The sequence below is a fragment of the Salipaludibacillus keqinensis genome, assembly GCF_003226325.1.
GTDB lineage: Bacteria > Bacillota > Bacilli > Bacillales > Salisediminibacteriaceae > Salipaludibacillus > Salipaludibacillus keqinensis.
This window is the reverse complement of record NZ_PDOD01000002.1, coordinates 454,298-468,705: the sequence shown is the minus strand read 5'-3', so window position 1 is coordinate 468,705 and position 14,408 is coordinate 454,298. Positions and strand designations below refer to the sequence as shown.

The 14,408-nt window shown below is 40.1% G+C and carries 16 protein-coding genes; 14 read left to right on the top strand and 2 right to left on the bottom strand.

Going from position 1 to position 14,408, the window contains the following annotated elements:
* The first annotated feature begins 149 nt into the window (after positions 1-149).
* From ggt to CR194_RS09515, 3 genes are all read left to right on the top strand, one after another.
* On the top strand, positions 150-1,766 hold the full coding sequence (gene ggt / locus CR194_RS09525; RefSeq protein ID WP_110609962.1) for a gamma-glutamyltransferase: 1,617 nt from the start codon (positions 150-152) through the stop codon (positions 1,764-1,766).
* 449 nt (positions 1,767-2,215) lie between these two features.
* On the top strand, positions 2,216-2,725 hold the full coding sequence (locus CR194_RS09520; protein ID WP_233254300.1) for a cytochrome c3 family protein: 510 nt from the start codon (positions 2,216-2,218) through the stop codon (positions 2,723-2,725).
* A gap of 23 nt (positions 2,726-2,748) precedes the next feature.
* Positions 2,749-4,203, top strand: a complete 1,455-nt coding sequence (locus tag CR194_RS09515; RefSeq protein WP_233254299.1) for an ammonia-forming cytochrome c nitrite reductase subunit c552 — start codon at positions 2,749-2,751, stop codon at positions 4,201-4,203.
* Between the two features lie 73 nt (positions 4,204-4,276).
* On the opposite strand, the gene CR194_RS09510 is transcribed toward CR194_RS09515, so the two are convergent.
* The gene (locus CR194_RS09510) at positions 4,277-5,509 is read right to left on the bottom strand and encodes a YeeE/YedE family protein (protein ID WP_110609436.1); all 1,233 of its coding nucleotides are present in this window, start codon (positions 5,507-5,509) and stop codon (positions 4,277-4,279) included.
* Between the two features lie 214 nt (positions 5,510-5,723).
* Between CR194_RS09510 and CR194_RS09505 the strand changes: the two genes are divergently transcribed.
* Genes CR194_RS09505 through CR194_RS09455 form a run of 11 tightly spaced genes read left to right on the top strand, consistent with a single transcriptional unit; the run spans position 5,724 to position 13,387 of the window.
* The gene (locus CR194_RS09505; protein ID WP_110609435.1) at positions 5,724-6,734 is read left to right on the top strand and encodes an SHOCT domain-containing protein; all 1,011 of its coding nucleotides are present in this window, start codon (positions 5,724-5,726) and stop codon (positions 6,732-6,734) included.
* 15 nt (positions 6,735-6,749) lie between these two features.
* Positions 6,750-7,205 (top strand): cytochrome c maturation protein CcmE, encoded by a 456-nt coding sequence (locus tag CR194_RS09500; RefSeq protein ID WP_110609434.1) that lies wholly within the window; start codon positions 6,750-6,752, stop codon positions 7,203-7,205.
* 45 nt (positions 7,206-7,250) lie between these two features.
* A complete protein-coding gene (locus CR194_RS09495) occupies positions 7,251-9,224 on the top strand; it encodes a heme lyase CcmF/NrfE family subunit (RefSeq protein WP_332888666.1) in 1,974 nt (657 codons plus the stop codon).
* Between the two features lie 2 nt (positions 9,225-9,226).
* Positions 9,227-9,724 (top strand): cytochrome c-type biogenesis protein, encoded by a 498-nt coding sequence (locus CR194_RS09490; protein ID WP_110609432.1) that lies wholly within the window; start codon positions 9,227-9,229, stop codon positions 9,722-9,724.
* A 12-nt stretch (positions 9,725-9,736) separates the two neighbouring features.
* Positions 9,737-10,114 carry a hypothetical protein gene (locus CR194_RS09485; protein ID WP_110609431.1) on the top strand — a complete coding sequence of 126 codons (378 nt, stop codon included), beginning with the start codon at positions 9,737-9,739 and terminating at the stop codon, positions 10,112-10,114.
* Positions 10,115-10,117: 3 nt separating this feature from the next.
* The gene (locus CR194_RS09480; protein ID WP_110609430.1) at positions 10,118-10,513 is read left to right on the top strand and encodes a hypothetical protein; all 396 of its coding nucleotides are present in this window, start codon (positions 10,118-10,120) and stop codon (positions 10,511-10,513) included.
* 56 nt (positions 10,514-10,569) lie between these two features.
* Positions 10,570-11,271: a heme ABC exporter ATP-binding protein CcmA gene (gene ccmA, locus CR194_RS09475; RefSeq protein ID WP_110609429.1), complete on the top strand. Its 702-nt coding sequence runs from the start codon at positions 10,570-10,572 to the stop codon at positions 11,269-11,271.
* Positions 11,268-11,957, top strand: a complete 690-nt coding sequence (locus tag CR194_RS09470) for a heme exporter protein CcmB (RefSeq protein ID WP_110609428.1) — start codon at positions 11,268-11,270, stop codon at positions 11,955-11,957. The genes ccmA and CR194_RS09470 overlap by 4 nt, the downstream gene beginning before the upstream one ends.
* 3 nt (positions 11,958-11,960) lie before the next feature.
* Complete coding sequence (locus CR194_RS09465; RefSeq protein WP_110609427.1) at positions 11,961-12,692, top strand: cytochrome c biogenesis protein; 732 nt, start codon at positions 11,961-11,963, stop codon at positions 12,690-12,692.
* Positions 12,693-12,707: 15 nt separating this feature from the next.
* Positions 12,708-12,836: a CcmD family protein gene (locus CR194_RS09460; RefSeq protein ID WP_110609426.1), complete on the top strand. Its 129-nt coding sequence runs from the start codon at positions 12,708-12,710 to the stop codon at positions 12,834-12,836.
* 32 nt (positions 12,837-12,868) lie between these two features.
* Positions 12,869-13,387: a TlpA family protein disulfide reductase gene (locus tag CR194_RS09455; protein WP_110609425.1), complete on the top strand. Its 519-nt coding sequence runs from the start codon at positions 12,869-12,871 to the stop codon at positions 13,385-13,387.
* A gap of 261 nt (positions 13,388-13,648) precedes the next feature.
* Here CR194_RS09455 and CR194_RS09450 read toward each other — a convergent pair whose 3' ends face one another.
* Positions 13,649-14,371: a DUF1349 domain-containing protein gene (locus CR194_RS09450; protein WP_233254298.1), complete on the bottom strand. Its 723-nt coding sequence runs from the start codon at positions 14,369-14,371 to the stop codon at positions 13,649-13,651.
* Positions 14,372-14,408: the final 37 nt, after the last annotated feature.

Genomic DNA, 14,408 nt, shown 5'->3' with positions numbered 1-14,408 from the left:
TTTTAAAGTCAAAAAAATTCTGAAAAATCGGAATACATTTACTCTTATCGGAAAATAGTGTAACTTAATATTCAATTACCATTTTACAATATAAATAAGGAGTTGTTATCAAAGTGGAAAGTAAACATGAAACAGGACGACCAACCATTATGGCACCAAATGCTATGGTAACGTCCCCTCATTACTTAGCGTCACAATCAGGTATGTCTATATTAAAAAAAGGGGGAAATGCTATCGATGCGGCAATTGCGATTGCTTCAACGTTGGCTGTTGTTTACCCTCACATGAACGGTATAGGAGGAGATAACTTTTGGTTGATACATAATGGTGAAACAAAAGAAACTCACGGTTTAAATGCAAGTGGTCGAGCTGTGAATCATGCAACGATTGATTTTTATAAAAAACAAGGCTATAAGAGCATTCCAGCCAGAGGGTATCTCTCCGCGAATACTGTACCAGGAGCGGTTGATGGGTGGGGAGAAGCCTACCATTATGCATCTTCCTCCATGTCGTCGTCCGTTCAGTGGCATGAGTTATTAGCAGATGCTATCTCATATGCAGAAGGTGGATTCCCCGTGTCACCTAGTCAACATCACTGGACAAAAGTGAATGTGGATAAGAGTGACCAGGAATTTAGAGATCTTGGAAGATTCAAAGAGTTTTCAAAAACGTTTCTATCCGAGGAAGGATTACCTTATGAACCAGGGGACTTGTTTAAGCAACCGGATTTAGCTATATCAATGAAGGAGATCGCCGAAAAAGGATCAAGAGCGTTTTATTTTGGTGAAATTGCTGAAAAAATTGTGAACGACGGGGAACTAAATGGTGGCATGATCACAGCTGCCGATTTAGAGAGTCACACATCAACATGGGTAGAACCCATTACTACATCATATAGAGGATATACGGCCTATAATTTACCACCCAATACGCAAGGTTTTGCTTCATTATCTATTCTTAATATCTTAAACAATATTGCCTTAAGCGAAGTAGAAGAAGGGTCCTCGTTGTATTACCAGTATATTATTGAAGCTACGAAAGCAGCATTTAAAGATAGGGATCAATGGCTAACGGATCCTGAATTTATTGATATACCTATAGATAAGCTTCTTTCTCAAGAGCATGGCAAGGACCTTGCTGAAAAGATTTTAGCAAAAGTACCGATGGAAATGAGTAAACCACTAGACCCTAAAGGTGATACCGTATCGTTTAGCGTTGTGGATGAAGATGGAAATGCCGTGTCGGTCATTCAAAGCATTTACCATGATTTTGGTTCAGGGATCATTCCTTCAAAAACAGGAATTGTATTACAAAATCGAGGGAGCTTCTTCTCGTTAGACGAGAATCATGTTAATGCCTTAGCTCCAAGAAAACGAACGTTTCATACGTTAAATCCTGCTATGTTATTTCATGGAACGAACCCCTACCTCGTTTACGGTACTATGGGAGGAGAAGGACAACCTCAAACACAAGCAGCTCTCGTTACAAGAGTTATTGATTATGGTTTCTCCGTGCAAGAAGCGATTGAAGCCCCAAGGTGGTTATACGGAAGAACATGGGGAGCTGGAAGTAACACCTTAAAACTTGAAGGTCGAATACCAGGTGAAGTGATGAACGATTTAAGAAAGGTTTACGGAGAAATTGAGAAGTTAGGAAACTGGGAAGATACGATGGGGCATGCGGGAATGATTTTAATTGATCAAAAATCAAATGTTAAGCATGGAGGTGCAGATCCAAGAGGAGATGGACTTGCACTCGGTTATTAGCATTAGATCATGAATGAGACGATTCGACTTCTAGTCTGATATATCAGACTAGGAGTTTTTTTTATTTACTTTTATTCTCATTATTATCGAAATTACCTCTTGTTTTCACGAAAATCCTTTGGTTAGCGTCCAGATCCATCGGGTCATGCCCCCATTCATTCCTTACCGAAAAATAATTTTTACTTATAAACACGTGAAATAAATTGAACCTTTTAGTGAAGCTTCACATTTTCGTCATTGGTAGATTAATTGACAATAAAACTAGCGAAATAGGGATAAATTAGTCTTGCAACGAAAAAGGTACATTTTTTCCAAATGTGCCTTTTTAGTAAGGAAATAAGTTCATAGTTTCTCCATATTTAGTGTGATATATATCACAATGGGACGATAACCAGCTTCTGTAAAATGGGAGTGAGGGAGACTCTATGATACGGAAGGGGTGAGGGGGTTTGAAAAAGCTGAGAGAGAAACTTAATAAAAGTACATTATTGTTGTTATTCACAGGCGTCTTTATTGGCATTGCGCTGCTTGCAGGAAGTGCAGGGGCAATGAAGGCAACAGATTCAGCCGAGTTTTGTTCTACATGTCATATCATGGATGCCGCGTATCAATCGTATACAGAATCCAGTCATGCAACACTGGCCTGTAATGATTGTCATGCACCAAAAGATAGTTTGACATCGAAAATTATTTTTAAAGCAAAAGCAGGTAGTCACGACATTTACATGAATACATTAGGTTCGAAAGATGTCCCCGATGTGATTCATGCAACCGAAGCTTCTCAAGAAGTCATCGAAGCTAATTGTATTAGTTGTCATGAGACGAGTATGTCAAATGTTGATTATCATGATATTAAAGACGGGGGTTGCATCGATTGTCATAGACAAGTTCCTCATGGAAGTGCTGGTTATAAACCGGCTGAATGGTTCGAACCCGGAGAATATGATGCAAGAAGTTAATGAGGGAAAGGATGGTGAAGATAATGAGCTTTTTAAGTAAAAAAAAGGTAGGATTCTTTATTTCTATGTTATTGAGTCTGGCAATAATCTCAGCTTGTGCTAACTCAGAGGCAGCGGAAGAAGAAGATAAAACAACAGGCTTATCTCCGGATGAAATATTAAACACTGCTTTTAAAGAAGAGTTTCCTTTGCAATATGAAAGTTATTTGAAAAACATGAGTCCGGAAGACGAAAATACATCGAAGTTTGTTGAAGAAATTGAGCCCAATTTGCCCATATTATTTCTGAACTATGGTTTTAGCTTAGAATACAATTTAACACGAGGACACACGTATGCGATTGAAGATGTCATTGATATCGTTCGAACAAATGAAGATTCGATCGGTTCTTGTATGACGTGTAAAAGTACTGCGGTACCAGTGTTAATTGATGAAATGGGTGATGATTATTGGGGAGCAAGTTTTGAAGATGAGATTGTTCCAAGGACGATGGCTCTAGGCGAAGGGCATGAAGTGGATGAATTAGGTGCAAGCGGCCATTTGGCGATTGGTTGTTCTGATTGTCATGACCCTGTGACGATGGAATTACGTATTACCCGCCCATCATTTACGAATGCGATGGAGCGTCGAGGCATTGATGTGACAGAAGCTAGTAAAAACGATATGCGTTCTTACGTATGTGCACAATGTCACGTAGAATATTACTTCGAACCAGAAAATAAAAAGGTTACTTTCCCTTGGGATAATGGCTTAAAACCAGAAGACATGTTTGAGTACTTTGAAAATCAAGGGTTGGAAGAAGGATTTGACTATGACTGGATTCACAGCATTTCAGGAGCACCTATGCTGAAAGCTCAACATCCAGAGTTTGAACAATGGAGTTATGGTCCACATGGTGAAGCGGGCGTATCTTGTTCCGATTGCCATATGCCTTACGAAAGAGTGGATGGAGCGAAAAAAATCACTTCTCACCACTGGGGCTCACCGATGGACAACGTGGAGCAAACGTGCCGTACGTGTCACTCGGATAAATCAGAATCAGAGTTAGTTGAACGAGTAGAAAACATTCAAGAAAGTCACCTAGATGCCATGCACGAAACACAAGAACATTCTGTTCGTGCTCACTATTATGTGAACCGGATGATTACTGCAGGCGCACCTGAAGACCGAATTGAAGAAGCACAGTGGTATATCCGTAAAGGACAATTGTTCTGGGATATTATTGCTGCTGAAAACTCCGATGGTTTCCATAACCCACAAGGTGGGATGGATTCGATGCGTACATCTTCAGATGCTTCCAATCAAGCTATACGAATTGCTATTGAAGAGTTAACAAAATTGGAAATCGACTTTGACGAGTTGGAAGAAGAAATGGAAAACATCATTCAAACCGTTTATAAAGAAGAGGATCCGTTTTTGAAACATACTCATGCGACAAATGATTATTTCCCTAACGTACTAGAATTAGAAGAGCAGTAAAAACAAAAGAACAGCTTTTTATCCCTCGAAGCTGTTCTTATTTTATCCTATTTCATTATAAAGAACATGGATATTAATGTTTTGATTGAACCCGTCTAAAATTAAATCTTTTTTCAAGGTGATAAGCAACATAAACACCAGTAATGGCAAAGATTCCCCATATCCAAGCATGGAGACTGAATGAAGCAATGCCACTAAAATAAGCACCAACGTTTGCACCAAATGAGAGCGTAGCCCCGTATCCCATCAATGTGCCACCTATAAGTGCAATCAGACCGATGCGGAAAGAAATTTTCGCAAAGCGGATCAAACCACCAAGAGTAAGAGTAATAAATGTACCGATGATGACTCCGAAGTTTAGAACGCTAGTAGAACTTTCAAATACCGATGAGTGGAGTGAATGCAGGTCTTCTTGTGCTCCCCAGTAACCCCACGTACTAACATCAAGGCCAAAGAACATGGCGATTTTCGAGCCCCAAAGACTAAATGCGGCGGTAAGTACCCATGGTTCTCCACGAATAAGCAGTGTGAGGGCATTCAGAGCTGCAAGGATTAAGGCACCGACCCATAGTGGCCAGAAACCAAACAGGATTTGCCGCCAATTTGTACCTGAAGGCATAGATGGTAGTGCTGGGGGTCTTTTCTTTTTTTTGTACAAATAGCTACCAATAGCGATCAAAGCGAAGATCGTCATTTGCATCATCCAAGCTCCAGGGTAACCAAAAGGATTACCAGTAGCTAGTGAGAAGGGAGAAGCTGAAGGAAGGGTTTCGTTCCAAAATCCAAAGTGTGCTGCTCCTAATGTAGCCCCCCCAGTAAATCCAAACAGCGTAAAGATCATGGCTGTCCTTCCACCTTCGACTTTATATAAAGATGCTGGGGCTAATCCACTACCTATTTCCATACCAAATCCAAAAAGAAACGATCCAACAATAAGTCCAATACTAATCGGCGACATAGCCGGTGCAGGGAAAGATCCAAAAAAACCTAGTTCAAAGTAGAAAATAGGTGCAAAAAAAGTAGCTGCCGCTCCGAGCATGAGCATATGTCCCCGAAGCATTTCGGTATTTCCATCTTCAACGATTTGACGGTAGACAGAAGAAAAACCAAATCTAGCATGAAACAACGTAAAACCAATCAATATTCCAGTAATAAATAATACAACGTATTGCATTCCTGAATATTGATAGGACAGGAAGCCGATAAGTACCGCGAGTAATATACCTATGAACGTTAAGGTATACTGCGAATTTTTATACGTGGGTGTTTTGTATGCCGGCTGTTGAGATTGATCTGTTGATTTCATGAGAACACTCCTTGAGGTCAAACGTTCGTTGACTTTTAGCTTTTCCTTATCTGCTAAAAAAACTACGGTCTCAATGAAGTTTCTTGAGTTTGTAGTAACTGTGAAAAACCTTCACAATTCTGCCTTGATATTATGTGATTTAAATCACAGTGCACAAAAGAGAACCGGTATACAGTCAAGGTATAGAAGAAATGGAACAGAAAGGAAGGTCCCTATGAAATGTAAAAACTTACTTAAACGATTATTAGTAATCATCATCATTTCTAGCTTATTTATTTTTCCTCAAGGCTATTTAGCTGAACCACTAGAAGATTCAGAGCTTAATTTTAAAGAATTAGTTGTACAGGTGATGCCTCAGTATGTAGAACCTGAGGGATGGGAAGAAGGCAAACCAGCAGTTTTAGTAGGGCAACACGGGATCTTTACGTATCAAGGCGAAACGAGCTTTGAAGGAGAGTTTCGTGTTTCAGTGCCTCATCAAGAACCCGCTTTTACACTCTCCCTAGTTGGAAAATTTGATGAAGAAGGGATCGTTCATGAAGTAGATGCTGAATTAGATGAAGAAACAGGCCATCTCGTATGGGAACCTGAAGAGGAACTTGAACAAGGTGATGAGTATCGGTTTGTCATTGAGTATTATTACGATCCGTACGAAGAGACTGATCCGTACCAATTTTTTTATAACTATGAACTTGAGTTACCTGCTGAAACGATGAGTTTATTACTATTTGAACCGTTCGGTGCTGAAGATTTCACAATGAGTGAAGAAGCGGATCGTGAAACAGAGATGTTTGGGGTTCTAGCGCATGCTTATGACAGTGAAGACGCGGAAGTTGGTACAACGTTTAATCTAGACATTTCTTATGAAAAAGAAGATAGCGTCACGACACTTGAAGCAATGGAGACGCAAACGCCACCAGATGATGATATTCACGCACAATTCCGTGATGATTCATCACCTGAAGCGGCTGCAGGAAATGGCGGAACACCACTAATTGATACAGAAAGTGCTCTAATGATTAGCTTATCAATTATCATCGCAGGAATGTTTGTTTTCTTCGGGCTTAGAAGTCGAGGGTCTCAAGTAAATGTAAAAGAGAAAAGCCGGTCGAAAGCTGTTCATGTCGACCCGGAAATTGATACGAAAGAGTTACGGCAAAAGTTAATCCGAGGCGAGATTGATGAAGAGACCTATAAAAAAGAACGATCGAAACGTTCATCTTAAGGGGGGACGAATAAAATGAAAAAAAATACGAAAGTACTTCTCGGTGGAGCGATGATTTTTCTCAGTATTATTGTATTACTTATTACAGCGACGCCTGCTTCAAGTGGATCAGAAATATCGATCGAGCAAATCAATCAGAACTCACAAGATTATATGGAACGATATATTACAACAGAAGGTTTTCTCGTTGAAGGGTCCGTCGATTGGAATGCAGATGAAATAAAACTAAATTTTGATCTAAAAGATGATCAGGGAAACATCCTTCCTATTTTTTATAAAGGAGTGAGACCTGATAACTTTTCTGATGATGTGATCGTAATCGTTCATGGTTACCTTGGTGAAGACGGAGTGTTTGAAGCAGATAAAGTACAGACGCGCTGTCCGTCCGTTTATGAAGGGGAAGATCCAGAAAATTATGATCCTGAACTTCATCGAGAAATGGATCGGGAGTTACACCAAGAAGACGATTAGAATGACCGACACTATTATTCAGCAAAGTAGGTGAGCACCATGCACATGATCGGAAACGTCTCCATTTATTTGGCTCTTCTTCTCTCTATTTATGCATTTATTGCGTTTGTTCTTGGGATCAAAAAACAGGATCAGCGATTGATCGACAGCGGTAAGGGAGCAACGATGGGGATTTTTATCTTAGCGAGTATTTCTATGACACTCATGTTTTATTTGCTAGGATCAAGCCAACTTCAGTTCCAGTACGTTTATCAATACAGTAGTACAGATTTACCGATTATCTATAAATTGGCCGCACTTTGGGCAGGAAACGCTGGTTCGCTCTTGTTATGGACCTTTTTCCTCGCCATGTATAGCGCCATGGTTGCCTTTTCTAAAAAAATGAAACGGAACCCGATGACGCCATACATTGTTAGTATTCTCATGCTCAACGTGATTTTCTTTTATCTTATTTTAAGTTTTGTCACCCAACCATTTACGTTGATGGACGGTATTCCTCCAGAAGGAAGAGGATTAAATCCGATGTTACAAGATCCAGGGATGATCTTCCATCCAGTGACTCTTTACTTAGGTTATGTAGGTCTAGCAGTCCCGTTTGCTTTTGCGATCGCCTCATTAATTGTGAAAAACATGGACGCCTTTTGGATTCAAATGACGCGAAGATGGACCATTATTGCTTGGGGATTTCTGACACTAGGGAATGTGATCGGTGGATATTGGGCTTACATGGAACTGGGGTGGGGAGGTTACTGGGCATGGGATCCGGTGGAAAATGCCTCATTCATGCCATGGCTAACTGTGACTGCTTATCTCCACTCGGTAATGATTCAGGAACGGAAAAACATGTTGAAAATTTGGAACTTAAGTTTGATCATCCTTTCTTACTCGTTAACCCTGTTTGGAACGTTTCTTGTCCGTAGTGGTGTACTCACCTCAGTGCATGCTTTTGGCGAAACGAATTTAGGAGCCTATTTCCTTGTATTTATGGCGTTCATGGTCCTTTTATCCATGTATGTGTTGATGAGTCGTTATCATTTAATTAAACAAGATACGGGACAATTTGAATCGTTTGTATCAAAAGAAAGTTCATTTTTAGTGAATAATTTGATTATATTAGGAGCCACATTTGCTGTGTTTTGGGGAACGGTTTTCCCCCTAGTGAGCGAAGCAGTGACCGGAACCAAAGTGACAGTAGGTGTACCATTTTTTAATACGGTCATGTCACCAATTTTATTAGCACTATTATTCATTATGGCGATTTGCCCGCTTATTGCTTGGCAACGGTCCAGCTTGAAAAATATCCGTGACAACTTTCTCATTCCAGCCATCATTAGTTTGGTGATTGCAGGTGTCGTTGTAGCTATGGGGATAAGAGATGCTTACCCCGTCATTGCCTTTGCGATCATTTCGTTCATGGTATTAACTCACCTCGTCGAATTTATTCGTGGGACGAAAGCGAGAAGAAAAGTAACGAAAGAAGCTTATCCTGTAGCTCTTGTCAGACTGATGGTTCGAAGCCGCAGAAGGTATGGTGGTTACATTGTTCACTTAGGGATCGCACTGATTGCTTTCGGGATTGTCGGATCTAACTTTGATATAGAACGGATGGAAACACTCCGCATCGGAGAGTCGATGGAAATTGATCGCTATACGTTAACGTATGAAGCTCTGGATCAACGAAGCGATGGTGTAAACGATGTGGTTTATGCAAGCTTACTACTAGAACAAGACGGTGAAAACTTAGGATATATCCAACCAGAGCGAATGTTTTACTTGAACTGGGAAGAACCATCAACCGAAGTGGCTGTTCGAAGCACCCTTCGTGAAGATTTATACGTTGTGTTAAGTGCTTGGGAAGAAGATCAGAGAGCAACCTTTCAAGTGAAGGTTAACCCATTGGTCAAATGGATTTGGATAGGCAGCTATGTTCTCATTATCGGAGCGATATTCGCTATATGGGGAGGACGATACGGTCAAGTCTCACCTAGATATGCCGGACCTGAAAGGAAGGTGCATTAGCCATGATTGGTCGGTTGCTTATCATAATGGTCCTCATGTTGATTGTCACTGTACCTGCTATGGCACAAGGAAATTACGATCGTAATTCACCTGAATTTCGTGAAAATACGTCCCAGTTTATGTGTTTATGCGGCTGCGGTCAAGATCATTTCGAATGCAATATGGAAGGTTGCGGCTTAAACGAGCAGTTCAAGACAGAAATTCTTGAAATGATGAATGAGGATGGCTATGACAAAAATGACATTAAAGAGCACTACGTCTCAATGTACGGAGAAGTGATATTGACGGCACCGGAAAAAAGCGGATTTAGCTTAACGGCATGGGTGACACCGTTTGTTTTACTAGCAGGTGCTGGCGGTGGAATCATTTATTTGATTCGTAAATGGGTTCGAAAGTCGAAACAGTTAATGAAACCCGACCCAACCGATGAGTTAGAGGATGAAACAGAAAGGGAAATTCTCCATTCCCTCATTGACGAAGAACGAAAAAAACATTTTTAAGGTGTGATGACCGTGGGATATATCGTAAGCACACTGATTGTCGGTCTATGTCTCTACCTTGTTATTCAGCCGTTTCTCTCAGGTAAGAAACAACGGTGGCGAACCGATGAGCTAAAAGACGATCTAGACGATCTGACGCTTGAGCAAGCCTATGCAACGATTAATGAGCTTGAAATGGAATATAACATGGGCAAGTTGCCAGAGAAAGATTATCAATCATTGAAAAACCAATACGAGCGGATTGCCGCGAAAAAATTAAAAGAGGATGCTTATTCTTTTGAAAGGAAAACAGACGAACAAAAAAATGGTGATGAGACGAAAGATTCGTCGATTGAGGCTGAAATTGACAAAGAATTAGCTGAATTGAGGAAGCTGCGAAAGGGGGAGTAGACAATGTTAGATTCGTTCATTGTGGCAGGTGTTTCCAGTTACACCCCATCCCTCCATCCGCAAGGCCACATGAACATGTGGTATAGCTCTCCTTTAACAAGGTTCGAACCGCACTTGGTGACAGCTTTGCTAGCAATCATTATCATCTTTGGCGTAAGTTATTTTATCTATGTGAAACGAAAGCATCGAGACGAAGAATCAAAGTGGACATCCACCGAGGAAGAAAAAACGTTCCGAGATTTAATGTCAAAGAAAAACATGACACTCAAGAAACTACTAGAACTAGAGGAAGCCTATGACAAAGGCGAGCTGAACGAAATGGATTATCAGAAGAAAACAGAAGCCTATAAAGCGTATTTGCACAAAGTGAAAAAGCAATTAAATCAGTTTTTGACCTAAGTTTAAAAATAAGAAATGCGTTAAACATTTAGACATACCGAAAGCGGGGGATCAAGATGATTGAAACAATAGGAATCACAAAAACGATAGGAGAAAAAATGATCCTTCGCGGGGTAAATCTTCGCATCAATCAAGGAGAGTCTGTGGCCATATTAGGAACAAATGGGGCAGGAAAAAGTACATGGTTGAAAATCGTTGCCGGCCTTCTAAAACAGTCTAATGGTGACGTGTTACTAGACGGTGTTCCACGAAAAAAAGACGATTATTCCCAGCAACAAAGGTTGGGCTATTTAGGCCATCAAAGCTTTCTCTATGAGGCCTTCTCTCCTGTTGAAAACCTTCAATTTTTTGCGAAACTATATCAACTTAAGTCACCAGATAAACGGATTCATCAATTAATTGATGACGTGGGCTTGTCGTTTTTCAAACATGAGCCTATACGTTCCTTTTCAAGAGGAATGATTCAGAGACTTGCTATTGCGAGAGCGATCCTTCATGAACCTGATGTGTTGTTATTAGATGAACCTCACACCGGATTGGATCAGCAAGCCGTTTCATTATTTAACCGACTCCTCCTCGATTTAAAGGCAGAAGGTGTGACAATCATCATGGTAACTCATGACTTTCCACAAATAAATGCGATTTGTGATCGAGCGGTGATCCTCCGAAAAGGGAAGATTGCCGAAGATGAATGCATCCGAGGGCGGCCGGTCAGTTGGATTCATTCGCTGTATGAAGGAGAGGCGTTGTCATCATGAAGCACCTTTTTGCTCCTGCGATGGCCATAGCTCGAAAAGACCTCTATGCGGAATGGAAAACGAAACAAACGATTACCACGATGCTGATATTTTCTGGGTTAGTGATTGTCACGTTTAGCTTTGCGTTTGACCCGTCCAACCAAGCTGTTTCAGCACTAGTTCCAGGGATGATTTGGGTGATAACGATTTTTTCAGGGATTCTTGGGTTGAATCGATCGTTTACGCAAGAGAAACAGAACGACCATTTACATGGATTGATGGTTGCACCTGTTGATCCTTCAGCTATTTATTTAGGGAAGTGTCTGGCTAACTTGATCTTTGTCCTGCTCGTTCAAATCATCTCCGTTCCACTTTTGTTTTTATTATTTGACTTTCAAGTTATTAGTGGTGTTGGGCTTATTTATTTTGTAATGATTGTCTTCTTAGGAACATTCGGTTTTATCGCTGTCGGAACCCTGTTAGCGGCGTTAGCAACACATTCTAAAAGTAGCGAAATGCTCTTGCCGATTTTACTTTTCCCCCTCGTGACACCCGTTGTAATTGCGGCTGTGCAGGCGACAAGAATTGTGTTAGTCGATCAAGAAGGAGTGTCCGCAGCCTTAAGTTGGATGCAGTTAATGGCTGCGTATGATGTGATTTTCTTTGTTGTAGGATTTCTATTATTTGAACATGTGCTGGAGGTGTAAGAGATGACAAACGAACAGAGTGAACTAACAGGAATTGTCCCATCAAAACTTCACAAAGTATTGCTGGCAATTGCGGTTCCAATGACGCTAGTAGCCATGTATCTCGTATTTATCTGGACCCCTATTGAAAGGATGATGGGGCCTGTCCAAAAAATCTTTTACTTTCATGTCGCTTCGGCGTGGAACGCATTTTTTGCTTTTTTTATCGTTTTTGTCTTTAGTTTGCTTTATTTATTTACAAAAAAACGGAGCTATGACTTAATTGCTGGAGTAAGTGGGGAAATAGGTGTCATTTTCACGGCGATTGTTCTAACAACAGGGCCTATTTGGGCCAGATCCGCTTGGAATACATGGTGGACATGGGAGCCAAGGTTAACGACGACGCTGATTTTGCTTTTCATGTATATCGCTTATATTATGATTCGCAATCTAGACATGGAATGGCAGAAACGGGCTAGATTAGCGGCTGTTTTTGGAATCATTGGTTTTGCGAATGTACCGATCGTGTATATGTCAATTCGCTGGTGGGAGTCTAATTTACACCCTGTGGTTATGTCTGAAGGAGAAAGTGCAGGCGGCGGTCTAGAACCTAGCATGCTGTTTACACTCATCTTCTCCGTTTTTACACTCATGCTTATTTATTTCATCCTTTTACAAAAAGGGTTATACGTAGAAAAACTGAAATTACAAGTGAAGAAGATGAAGGCAAAAGAACAAGAAAAAATGATTTCCTAAGGAGGAGAGAAGGTTATGACGTATTTATTTGCAGCTTATTCGATTATTTGGTTGTTCATTGCGGGGTACGTGTGGACGATTGGAAAAAGACAACATGATGCGATGAAAGAATTGCAGTTTATTCGTGAAATGAAAGAAGACTAATCCCGGTGGAACGGAGAGAGGGGGGAGGTTCTATGAATAAGGCAAAATGGATCCAAGGGTTTACTGGGTTGTTTGTGATTGGAATATTGATTACCTTTGTCCTTGGTCTGCGAGTCCAAGGAGATACAGTTGGCATAGGTGATCCCTCATATGATTTTCAACTGGAAGACTATTCGGGAGAGATGTACCAGCTATCGGACTTCGAAGGAAAACCAGTCGTATTAAATTTCTTCTCCACGTGGTGTAAGCCTTGTGAAGCACAAGCACCAGAAATGATGCAATTTACGGAAGAATATGACGGGGATGTTCAAGTATTTACGATCGTTAAATCAGAATCCAAACGAGCAGTCGAGAGATTCATCGAAAAAACAGGCTTTACTGATAAAACATATGTGTTTGATTTTGACCTCCACGTCTCCCAGCGCTACGGTGTTATTGGCCAACCAGAAACCGTGATTATCGATGAAAACGGCATTGTCGTTGATCATATCGTCGGATCTGTAACGAGAGATGTCGTGGCGAAGAAAGTAAGTGACTTGATCAAAGAATGAAGAAGGTCTCCAAAAAGGTTGTTAACAACCTTTTTGGAGACTAACGGGTTTCGATTTGGGAGAGAAAAATAGAATTCACAGGCATCATAACAATGTAATTCAACGTGAAATTTCAGGACAATCAACCTTATAATTAATACACTAAAACGCACAGAAATTAATATCTGTGCGTTTTACTCATCTTTTTTTACTTCTTCAACTAACGCTCTCCTTTAGTACAATTACACCAACGGACAACCAGTTTATGGAATTTTATAAAGTTTATAAATAAGCTTCTTGAGGGTCGTTAGAAAGTTCTTCAATTTCTATAAAATCAAACCTTACTTCCTGATCTTTCCCTTGTGGGCTACAAGCATATAACCCCGCTTTAACCAAAGAATGATCTGGGATATCCAAGTGAGCAATACGTATTTGGTTCCAATCAACCCCGTTTGATGAAAAGTCCACATAAACATTTTGACCAATTCTTGATAACCTAAAAAACAAATATTCATTATTATAGTCTACATTTTGTGATGACCAATCGGAATAACCACGATTTGTAACAACTGCACCCAATTTACTTAATCCATTTGGTATATATTCCAATGATGTTTTTATCCATATATCTTCCGAGAACCTTAACATCAACCCTGCTTGGTCATACCTTGATTTAGGTTTTGTCTTCACTTTTGCAGTTAATCTAAAATTTTTATTTGTTTCTCTATAAAGAAAATGTCCATTATCCGCTTCAAAACCATAATGTGTTTTCTTCCAATAATCGGTGTTCTCATCTGTTTGTATTACAAGTTGAGAGGAACTTTTGTCTATAAACCATTCTTTCGGTTCACAGAACCACACTAATTCATCACTAAGTCTGTTATTTTCAAAGTAATCGTTATAAATTATATTTGTTTTCAAAAAATCACCTCTGCATAAATTTCTAAACTTAACAAAAAGTTCAGTTAAGGTAATGAATATCATCTTAACTGTACCCGTCTTCAATTTAACGAAAAGAAATACTTTTGTACAGCAAACCTTC

Bases quoted from the DNA above. Each gene is read 5' to 3' on its own strand.
- CR194_RS09490 (WP_110609432.1), top strand. From the start codon at position 9,227: ATGATTGGTCGGTTGCTTATCATAATGGTCCTCATGTTGATTGTCACT.
- CR194_RS09480 (WP_110609430.1), top strand. From the start codon at position 10,118: ATGTTAGATTCGTTCATTGTGGCAGGTGTTTCCAGTTACACCCCATCC.
- CR194_RS09500 (WP_110609434.1), top strand. From the start codon at position 6,750: ATGAAAAAAAATACGAAAGTACTTCTCGGTGGAGCGATGATTTTTCTC.
- CR194_RS09455 (WP_110609425.1), top strand. From the start codon at position 12,869: ATGAATAAGGCAAAATGGATCCAAGGGTTTACTGGGTTGTTTGTGATT.
- ggt (WP_110609962.1), top strand. From the start codon at position 150: ATGGCACCAAATGCTATGGTAACGTCCCCTCATTACTTAGCGTCACAA.
- CR194_RS09495 (WP_332888666.1), top strand. From the start codon at position 7,251: ATGATCGGAAACGTCTCCATTTATTTGGCTCTTCTTCTCTCTATTTAT.
- CR194_RS09470 (WP_110609428.1), top strand. From the start codon at position 11,268: ATGAAGCACCTTTTTGCTCCTGCGATGGCCATAGCTCGAAAAGACCTC.
- CR194_RS09515 (WP_233254299.1), top strand. From the start codon at position 2,749: ATGAGCTTTTTAAGTAAAAAAAAGGTAGGATTCTTTATTTCTATGTTA.
- CR194_RS09505 (WP_110609435.1), top strand. From the start codon at position 5,724: ATGAAATGTAAAAACTTACTTAAACGATTATTAGTAATCATCATCATT.
- ccmA (WP_110609429.1), top strand. From the start codon at position 10,570: ATGATTGAAACAATAGGAATCACAAAAACGATAGGAGAAAAAATGATC.
- CR194_RS09510 (WP_110609436.1), bottom strand. From the start codon at position 5,509: ATGAAATCAACAGATCAATCTCAACAGCCGGCATACAAAACACCCACG.
- CR194_RS09465 (WP_110609427.1), top strand. From the start codon at position 11,961: ATGACAAACGAACAGAGTGAACTAACAGGAATTGTCCCATCAAAACTT.
- CR194_RS09460 (WP_110609426.1), top strand. From the start codon at position 12,708: ATGACGTATTTATTTGCAGCTTATTCGATTATTTGGTTGTTCATTGCG.